This window comes from Micromonospora sp. NPDC049089 (assembly GCF_040648775.1).
Taxonomy (GTDB): domain Bacteria; phylum Actinomycetota; class Actinomycetes; order Mycobacteriales; family Micromonosporaceae; genus Micromonospora.
Window position 1 is genome coordinate 1 of the sequence record NZ_JBEZEH010000406.1, and the last position, 1,315, is coordinate 1,315.

1 protein-coding gene is annotated in these 1,315 nt (G+C 74.5%); it reads left to right on the top strand.

What is annotated here, in order from left to right:
- A partial coding sequence (locus AB0B48_RS33145) for a glycosyltransferase family 4 protein (RefSeq protein WP_357208610.1) occupies nucleotides 1–1,053 on the top strand: 1,053 nt, incomplete at its 5' end.
- Nucleotides 1,054–1,315: the final 262 nt, after the last annotated feature.

The following is a 1,315-nucleotide window of genomic DNA, read 5'->3' on the forward strand; positions in this document are numbered from 1 at the left end:
ACCATGGCCTTCAACCACACCCTCACCCGCACCGCCCTGCGCGCCACCCAGGCCGGCGCCTACGACGTCATCCACGCCCACGACTGGCTCGTCGCCCACACCGCGATGACGTTGCGCGACCACCTGGACATCCCGCTGGTCAGCACCATCCACGCCACCGAGGCCGGCCGACACCAGGGCTGGCTCCCGGAGGAGATGAACCGCACCATCCACGGCGTCGAGCAGTGGCTCAGCAGCGAGTCCAACCGGGTGATCGTCTGCTCCGGGTACATGCGTGACGAGGTCAACGCGCTGTTCGGCGTACCGGCCGGACGGGTCGACGTGGTCGCCAACGGCGTGGAGCCGCACCGCTGGCAGGTGCCCGCCCGTGCCGTGGCCGCCGCCCGCGCCCGCTTCGCCGGGGACGGCCCGCTCGTCACCTTCGCCGGCCGCCTCGTGTACGAGAAGGGCGTGCAGCACCTGATCGCGGCGCTCCCCCGACTGCGCGAGCGGCACCCCGGCCTGCGTGCCGTGATCGCCGGCGACGGCCCGTACCGCACCGAGTTGGAGGCCGAGGTGCACCGCCGCGGCCTGGGCGGCATGGTCACCATGCCGGGCTTCCTGGGCGGCACCGACCTGCCGGCGCTGATGGCCGCGTCCGACTGCTTCGCCGTGCCGAGCATCTACGAGCCGTTCGGCATGGTGGCCCTGGAGGGCGCCGCGGCCGGCGCTCCCCTGGCCGTCGCCGCCACCGGTGGCCTCGGCGAGATCGTCGAGCCGGGCGTCACCGGGATGACCTTCCGCCCGCACGATCCGGACAGCCTCACCGACGCCGTGGACGCGCTCCTGTCGGACCCCGACCGCGCCCGCGTCATGGCCCGCAACGCCCGCCGGACGGTCCGCGACCAGTACGGGTGGGCCGCGATCGCCCAGCGCACCGCCGCCAGCTACGCCGCCGCCATCCACCACGACGCCGCGTTCACCGCCGAGCGCGCCGAGCAGCGGATGTCGCAGGGTCGCGCCCTCCCGGCACTCCCCGAGGGCAACCTGCTCGCCGCCGCCGGCCTGCGCTAACCCTGCTGGCCCGGCTCGGCCTGGGCCCGGCCCGGTCTCGGTCCGGCTTGGCCCGTTGATCGGCTCGGCCCGGCCCGTTGATCGACTCGGCTTCCTGGAAATCGGGGCATCCCGGCACGAGGGACACCGCGCCTTGCAGGAACCCGAGTCGATCATGCCGGGACGGGACGGGACGGGCCGGGACGGGGCAGCGCAGCGCGGAAACGCGGCAGGCCGCCGATCCCGTGGGGTCGACGGCCTGCTGGTGAAGCGAGGAGCGGGA